The sequence below is a fragment of the Pseudomonas sp. zfem002 genome, from assembly GCF_032621685.1.
In the GTDB taxonomy this organism is placed as follows: domain Bacteria; phylum Pseudomonadota; class Gammaproteobacteria; order Pseudomonadales; family Pseudomonadaceae; genus Aquipseudomonas; species Aquipseudomonas japonica.
Map to the genome: position 1 here is coordinate 22327 of NZ_JAVYJH010000039.1, position 6636 is coordinate 28962.

Genomic DNA, 6636 nt, shown 5'->3' on the forward strand with positions numbered 1-6636 from the left:
CTGTGCGAGCAGTGGGCTTTGTTTTACGAGGTTCATGGACCCGTTTCCCGCGATCCGGGATCGGGTTCACCTGAAAATCTTAAAACCGTCACCAGCGGTTCCCTGGCAGCGCATGCGTCGAAGTGGCCTCAGACCACAAGACCGTGCCGGGTACAGACCCACCAGTGAAATGCGTATCAGGTTTTTAGGAGCGCTGTAATGCCTGAGATCTATCACTTTTTCCAACAGCTGGTTAATGGTCTGACCATTGGCAGCACCTATGCCTTGATAGCCATTGGCTACACAATGGTTTACGGCATCATTGGAATGATCAACTTCGCCCATGGCGAGGTGTACATGATTGGTTCCTACGTGGCCTTCATCGTCCTTGCCGGACTGGCCATGATGGGTATCCATTCCCTGCCGCTGCTGATGACCGCCGCGTTCATCGCGACGATCGTCGTTACCAGTGCCTACGGCTACAGTATCGAACGGGTCGCCTACCGGCCGTTGCGTAACAGCAACCGCCTGATCCCGCTGATTTCCGCCATCGGCATGTCGATCTTCCTGCAGAACACCGTCCTGCTTTCCCAGGACTCCAAGGATAAATCCATTCCCAACCTGATTCCGGGGAGCATCTCCTTCGGTCCGGGCGGCGCGGAAGAAGTCCTGATTTCCTACATGCAGATCCTGGTCTTCGTGGTCACCCTGATCGCCATGACCGGCCTCACCCTGTTCATCTCCCGCTCGCGTCTGGGCCGGGCCTGCCGGGCCTGTGCCGAAGACATCAAGATGGCCAACCTGCTGGGGATCAACACCAACAACATCATCGCCCTGACCTTCGTCATCGGTGCCGCCCTGGCAGCCGTGGCCGCGGTACTGCTGAGCATGCAGTACGGCGTGATCAACCCCAACGCCGGCTTCCTGGTGGGCCTCAAGGCCTTCACCGCGGCAGTCCTCGGCGGCATCGGCAGTATCCCGGGCGCCATGCTCGGCGGCCTGGTGCTGGGTGTGGCCGAAGCCTTCGGCGCTGACATCTTCGGTGACCAGTACAAGGACGTCGTGGCGTTCGGTCTGCTGGTTCTCGTTCTGTTGTTCCGGCCGACCGGCATCCTGGGCCGTCCGGAGGTTGAGAAAGTATGAACAGACATCTCAAAGCGGCGTTCTTCAGCGCCCTCCTGGTCTGGGCCGTGGCCTTCCCGGTGCTTGGCCTGAAACTCAGCATCGTCGGCATCAACCTGGAAGTACATGGCCAGGGTCCCTTCACCCTCGGCGTGATCGCCCTGTGTTCGGTGCTGATGTTCCTCCGCGTGCTGTTCGACAAGCAGTGGAGCGCGGCGATGCGTTCGCGTGACCGCGGCCCGCTGATCCCCCCCAAGGTCAGCAACTACCTGACCCTGCCGAAGACCCAGCGCTACATCATCCTCGGCCTGATCGTGGTCGCCCTGGTCTGGCCGTTCTTCGGCTCGCGCGGCGCGGTCGACATCGCCACCCTGATCCTGATCTACGTCCTGCTCGGCCTCGGCCTGAACATCGTGGTCGGTCTGGCTGGCCTGCTCGACCTGGGTTACGTCGGCTTCTATGCCGTCGGCGCCTACAGCTATGCGCTGCTCTCGCACTACTTCGGCCTGAGCTTCTGGGTCTGCCTGCCGATCGCCGGCCTGATGGCCGCCACCTTCGGCTTCCTTCTCGGCTTCCCGGTGCTGCGCCTGCGCGGTGACTACCTGGCCATCGTGACCCTCGGTTTCGGTGAGATCATCCGCCTGTTCCTGCGCAACCTGACCGACCTCACCGGCGGTCCGAACGGCATCAGCAACATCGAGAAACCGACCTTCTTCGGCCTGACCTTCGAACGCAAGGCCGCCGAGGGCATGCAGACCTTCCACGAGTTCTTCGGGCTGGAATACAACTCGATCAACAAGGTGATCTTCCTCTACCTGGTGGCCCTGCTGCTGGCGCTGCTCGCGCTGTTCGTCATCAACCGCCTGCTGCGCATGCCGATCGGGCGTGCCTGGGAAGCGCTGCGTGAAGACGAGATCGCCTGCCGCGCGCTGGGCCTGAACCCGACCGTGATCAAGCTCTCGGCGTTCACCCTGGGTGCCTGCTTCGCCGGTTTCGCCGGCAGCTTCTTCGCCGCACGCCAGGGCCTGGTGACGCCGGAGTCGTTCACCTTCATCGAATCGGCGATCATCCTCGCCATCGTCGTGCTCGGTGGCATGGGCTCTCAGCTGGGCGTGATCCTCGCGGCCATCGTGATGATCCTGCTGCCTGAGCTGATGCGCGACTTCAGCGAGTACCGCATGCTGATGTTCGGCGCCCTGATGGTGTTGATGATGATCTGGCGTCCGCAGGGCCTGCTGCCTATGCAACGTCCACACATGGAGCTGCGTCGATGAGCCGCGAAATTCTGAAAGTCAGCGGCCTGAGCATGCGCTTCGGCGGCTTGTTGGCGGTCAACGGCGTGGCCCTGACCGTCAAGGAAAAACAGGTGGTTGCCCTGATCGGCCCGAACGGTGCCGGCAAGACCACCGTGTTCAACTGCCTGACCGGTTTCTACAAGCCCAGCGGCGGCACCATCCTCCTCGATGGCCAGCCGATCCAGGGCCTGGCCGGTCACCAGATCGCCCGCAAGGGCGTGGTGCGGACCTTCCAGAACGTGCGTCTGTTCAAGGAAATGACCGCCCTGGAGAACCTGCTGATCGCCCAGCACCGCCACCTCAACACCAACTTCTTCGCCGGCCTGTTCAAGACCCCGAGCTTCCGCCGCAGCGAGAAGGAGGCCATGGAGCGCGCGCTGTACTGGCTGGACAAGGTCAACCTGACCGAGTTCGCCAACCGCACCGCCGGCACCCTGGCCTATGGTCAGCAACGCCGCCTGGAAATCGCCCGCTGCATGATGACCCAACCGCGCATCATCATGCTCGACGAGCCCGCGGCCGGCCTGAACCCCAGGGAAACCGAGGACCTCAAGGCGCTGATCGCGTACCTGCGTGAATCCCACGACGTCACCGTGCTGCTGATCGAGCACGACATGAAGCTGGTCATGAGCATTTCCGACCATATCGTCGTGATCAACCAGGGCACGCCCCTGGCCGATGGCACGCCGGAACAGATCCGCGACAACCCTGACGTGATCAAAGCCTATCTGGGGGAAGCGTAAATGCTGCAGTTCGAAAACGTTTCCACCTTCTATGGCAAGATCCAGGCGCTGCACTCGGTCAACGTGGAAATCCGCCAGGGCGAGATCGTCACCCTGATCGGTGCCAACGGTGCCGGCAAATCGACCCTGCTGATGACCCTCTGCGGTTCGCCCCAGGCTCACAGCGGCAGCATCAAGTACCTGGGTGAAGAGCTGGTCGGCCAGAGTTCTTCGCACATCATGCGCAAGAGCATTGCCGTGGTGCCGGAAGGCCGTCGGGTGTTCTCGCGCCTGACGGTCGAGGAAAACCTGGCGATGGGCGCCTTCTTCACCGACAAGCGCGAGATCCCGGAGCTGATGGACAAGGTCCTGCATCTGTTCCCGCGACTGAAGGAACGCTTTGCTCAGCGTGCTGGCACCATGTCCGGCGGCGAGCAGCAGATGCTCGCCATCGGCCGGGCGCTGATGAGCAAGCCCAAGCTGCTGCTGCTCGACGAGCCGTCGCTGGGCCTGGCGCCGATCATCATCCAGCAGATCTTCGACATCATCGAACAGCTGCGCCGCGACGGCGTGACCGTGTTCCTGGTGGAGCAGAACGCCAACCAGGCGCTGAAGATCGCCGACCGCGCCTATGTGCTGGAAAACGGCCGGGTGGTGATGCAGGGCACGGGTGAGGCGCTGCTGACCGATCCGAAGGTGCGCGACGCCTACCTCGGCGGCTGAGTCCTCTGTTTCCGGGGCTGCTTTGCAGCCCTTTCGCGGGCAAGCCGCGCGCCTACGAGTTGCATGCACACCGTAGGAGCGCGGCTTGCCCGCGAAAGGGCGCACGGAGACACCAGATTTTTCTGACATAACTTAACTTGTGATCCCACCCCACCCTGCGTACCGTTGAAAACTTTCTGGCCGAGATCTCGGAGTTTTCCTCGATGCGTATCATCCCTTTCCTGTTCGTCGCCGCCCTGCTGCCGCTGTTCGCCGGTTGCCAGTTGCTCGCCGACCAGCCGGAAACCGTCTCCACCGCCGGCATGACCCGTCTGCAAGGCGAACTCAGCGCCGCCAATGGCCAACTGCTGTTCAAACCGTGCACGGAAAGCCGGCGCTTCGTCATCCAGGACAGCGGCAATACCGGTCTGCTGCAGGAAGCCGCGACCCTGGCCGCCACCCCCGGCACCCTGTTCGCCGACCTGCGCGGCACCCTCTCCGCCAGCCAGGGCAACAGCGCCGACGGCCAGTTCAACGTGCACCAGCTGTACCGCGTCGAACACTCGGCGAGCGCCTGCACCGACCCCAACTTCAAGCGCATGACCCTGCGCGCCTTCGGCCAGGAGCCGTTCTGGAACCTGAACGTCAGCGGCCAGGGCATGGTCCTCAACCGCCCCGAACAGCCACCGCTGGCCCTGCCCTACCTGGAAGAACAGATGCCCGGCGGCGGCATCAGTGTCAGCAGCGAAGCCAACGGCCAGAAGGTCGAGCTGTGGCTCGCCCCGCAGCGCTGCGTCGACAGCGCCACCGGCGGCGTCAGCCACCTGACCGCGCAACTGCGCCTGGATGGCCAGACCCTGCAGGGCTGCGGCTACTACGGCGGTTCGCGCAACGACTGACCGCCGGCGCGCATTCAGTCTGCCTGTCGGGCTGGCGAAACCTTTATACTCGGCGGTTTGTGTAAAGCCGCCGGCCCTTCCATGGCCGGGATACTGGACCCTGTCATGCTACGAATCACCGAACTGAAGCTGCCGCTGGATCATCCCGACGAAGCCCTGCGCGACGCCATCGTGCAACGCCTGGGCATCGACGACGCCGAGCTGCTCGACTTCACCCTCTTCAAGCGCAGCTACGACGCGCGGAAGAAGAACACCGAACTGCTGTTCATCTATGCCATCGACCTCAACGTCCGTGACGAGGCGGCGGTGCTGCGCAAGTTCGCCGACGACCACAACGTCGTCATCGCTCCGGATGTCAGCTACAAGCCGGTGGGCAGCGCGCCGCAAGGCGGCCTGGCCGAGCGGCCGATCGTGGTCGGCTTCGGTCCCTGCGGCATCTTCGCCGGTCTGATCCTGGCCCAGGCCGGCCTGCGTCCGATCGTGCTCGAACGCGGCAAGGAAGTGCGCCAGCGCACCAAGGACACCTGGGGCCTGTGGCGCAAGAGCGTGCTCAACCCCGAGTCCAATGTGCAGTTCGGCGAAGGCGGTGCCGGGACCTTCTCCGACGGCAAGCTGTACAGCCAGATCAAGGACCCGAAACACTACGGCCGCAAGGTCCTCCACGAGTTCGTCAAGGCCGGCGCGCCGGAAGAGATCCTCTACGTCAGCAAGCCGCACATCGGCACCTTCCGCCTGACCGGCATGGTCGAGAACATCCGCGAGGAAATCATCGCCCTGGGCGGCGAGGTGCGTTTCGAGCACAAGGTCACCGACCTGCTGATGGAAGACGGCCAGTTGCATGGCGTGGTCCTGCACAACGGCGAGGAGCTGCACTCGCGCCATGTGGTCCTGGCCCTCGGCCACAGCGCCCGCGACACCTTCCGCATGCTCCACGGCCGTGGCGTGTTCATGGAAGCCAAGCCGTTCTCCATCGGTTTCCGCATCGAACACCCGCAGTCGCTGATCGACAAGGCGCGCCTGGGCAAGTACGCCGGCCACCCGAAACTCGGCGCCGCCGACTACAAGCTGGTGCACCACGCCAGGAACGGCCGCTCGGTATACAGCTTCTGCATGTGCCCGGGCGGTACCGTGGTCGCCGCCACCAGCGAGCCGGGGCGCGTGGTCACCAACGGCATGAGCCAGTACTCGCGCAACGAGCGCAACGCCAACTCCGGCATCGTCGTCGGCATCACCCCCGAACAGGACTACCCGGGCGGACCACTGGCCGGTATCGAGCTGCAGGAACGCCTGGAAGCCCACGCCTACGTGCTGGGTGGCAGCAACTACCAGGCGCCGGCGCAACTGGTCGGCGACTTCGTTGCCGGACGGCCGTCGACCGCGCTGGGCAGCGTCGAGCCATCGTACAAGCCGGGCATCAGCCTGGGCGACCTGGCGCCGAGCCTGCCGGACTTCGCCATCGAGGCGCTGCGCGAGGCGATCCCCGCCTTCGATCGGCAGATCAAGGGCTACAACCTGGCCGATGCGGTGCTGACCGGCATCGAGACGCGGACTTCGTCTCCGCTGCGGATCACCCGTGACGAGAGCCTGCAGAGCCTGAACCTGAAGGGCTTGTTCCCGGCGGGTGAAGGGGCGGGTTATGCCGGGGGGATTCTGTCGGCGGGTGTCGACGGGATTCGCATCGCCGAGGCCGTGGCCAAGAGCATGCTCGGGATTTCCGAGTAAATCTCCCGGGCCTCATCGCGGGCAACGCCCGCTCCCACAGGATCCGCGGTGATTGGGTCGAGGTAACGGGACTAGTGCCCGTTACCCCTCCCACACCACCGGACGTGCGGTTTTCCGCATCCGGCGGTTGGATCGCTCAGCGTTGCACTGAGACGAGATCTTGCGCAGTGATCAGTCCAAACCGCCGCAGGCATT

Annotated in this window: 6 protein-coding genes; all 6 read left to right on the forward strand. The window is 63.8% G+C overall.

Features of this window, described 5'->3' with window-relative positions:
* Positions 1 to 198 precede the first annotated feature (198 nt).
* The 6 genes from livH (at position 199) to RTI28_RS28830 (ending at position 6441) form a co-directional block, all read left to right on the forward strand.
* Positions 199 to 1122 (forward strand): high-affinity branched-chain amino acid ABC transporter permease LivH, encoded by a 924-nt coding sequence (livH, locus tag RTI28_RS28805; RefSeq protein WP_075804495.1) that lies wholly within the window; start codon positions 199 to 201, stop codon positions 1120 to 1122.
* Positions 1119 to 2375 (forward strand): high-affinity branched-chain amino acid ABC transporter permease LivM, encoded by a 1257-nt coding sequence (locus RTI28_RS28810; protein ID WP_316923645.1) that lies wholly within the window; start codon positions 1119 to 1121, stop codon positions 2373 to 2375. The genes livH and RTI28_RS28810 overlap by 4 nt, the downstream gene beginning before the upstream one ends.
* A complete protein-coding gene (gene livG / locus RTI28_RS28815) occupies positions 2372 to 3139 on the forward strand; it encodes a high-affinity branched-chain amino acid ABC transporter ATP-binding protein LivG (RefSeq protein ID WP_316923646.1) in 768 nt (255 codons plus the stop codon). The genes RTI28_RS28810 and livG overlap by 4 nt, the downstream gene beginning before the upstream one ends.
* The gene (locus RTI28_RS28820; RefSeq protein ID WP_316923647.1) at positions 3140 to 3841 is read left to right on the forward strand and encodes an ABC transporter ATP-binding protein; all 702 of its coding nucleotides are present in this window, start codon (positions 3140 to 3142) and stop codon (positions 3839 to 3841) included.
* Positions 3842 to 4044: 203 nt separating this feature from the next.
* Positions 4045 to 4719 carry a hypothetical protein gene (locus RTI28_RS28825; protein WP_316923648.1) on the forward strand — a complete coding sequence of 225 codons (675 nt, stop codon included), beginning with the start codon at positions 4045 to 4047 and terminating at the stop codon, positions 4717 to 4719.
* Between the two features lie 105 nt (positions 4720 to 4824).
* Complete coding sequence (locus tag RTI28_RS28830; RefSeq protein WP_316923649.1) at positions 4825 to 6441, forward strand: NAD(P)/FAD-dependent oxidoreductase; 1617 nt, start codon at positions 4825 to 4827, stop codon at positions 6439 to 6441.
* Positions 6442 to 6636: the final 195 nt, after the last annotated feature.

Bases quoted from the DNA above. Each gene is read 5' to 3' on its own strand.
- livH (WP_075804495.1), top strand. From the start codon at position 199: ATGCCTGAGATCTATCACTTTTTCCAACAGCTGGTTAATGGTCTGACC.
- RTI28_RS28810 (WP_316923645.1), top strand. From the start codon at position 1,119: ATGAACAGACATCTCAAAGCGGCGTTCTTCAGCGCCCTCCTGGTCTGG.
- livG (WP_316923646.1), top strand. From the start codon at position 2,372: ATGAGCCGCGAAATTCTGAAAGTCAGCGGCCTGAGCATGCGCTTCGGC.
- RTI28_RS28820 (WP_316923647.1), top strand. From the start codon at position 3,140: ATGCTGCAGTTCGAAAACGTTTCCACCTTCTATGGCAAGATCCAGGCG.
- RTI28_RS28825 (WP_316923648.1), top strand. From the start codon at position 4,045: ATGCGTATCATCCCTTTCCTGTTCGTCGCCGCCCTGCTGCCGCTGTTC.
- RTI28_RS28830 (WP_316923649.1), top strand. From the start codon at position 4,825: ATGCTACGAATCACCGAACTGAAGCTGCCGCTGGATCATCCCGACGAA.